Source organism: Psychrobacter sp. PP-21, from assembly GCF_033790785.1.
Classification (GTDB): Bacteria; Pseudomonadota; Gammaproteobacteria; order Pseudomonadales; family Moraxellaceae; genus Psychrobacter.
The window spans coordinates 1-539 of the sequence record NZ_JAMYEB010000073.1 but is presented as its reverse complement, the minus strand read 5'-3'; the positions used below and the strand labels follow the sequence as shown (position 1 = coordinate 539).

Here is a 539-nt window from a genome sequence, read left to right as displayed (position 1 = left end):
TTGCCATCTAGCCAATCCGTCTCCGGTTAAGCTATCTAGCGAGCCGACTATCTTATCATATTGATTTGATTTGTCAAGACTTTTTATAATTTGTTTCACCAGGTTAACTGCGTTATTAATATGTAATTTACATATTAGCTGCCGCTAGTCCGTCCGATGAGGGCGTATTATAGACGCTTTATTTATTTAGTCAAGAAGTATTTTTAATTTAATTCAAACAATCTACATCGTTCAAACCATTCATCTACTTCCCTTTCGACTGGGTGGCATTATACGCACATCTATTGAGAACGCAAGGAGTATTATGACTATTTTACCAATACTTTTTTAGCTATAACAGATCAAATATAATGCAGCTATTACTATAGAACTTTTCGCCACACAAAGAAAAGCCCCCTTTGCGTTAGCAAAGGGGGCAAATCTAGAATAGAGAGCTGACGATGACCTACTCTCACATGGGCGAACCACACTACCATTGGCGCAACGATGTTTCACTTCTGAGTTCGGGAAGGGATCAGGTGGGGCCATCGCGCTATTGT

General features: G+C 39.7%; 1 rRNA gene. It reads right to left on the bottom strand.

Annotation, left to right across the window (positions count from 1 at the left end):
- Window positions 1-432: 432 nt before the first annotated feature.
- A 5S ribosomal RNA gene (rrf, locus tag NJD71_RS13620) occupies window positions 433-539 on the bottom strand; the annotation flags it as partial.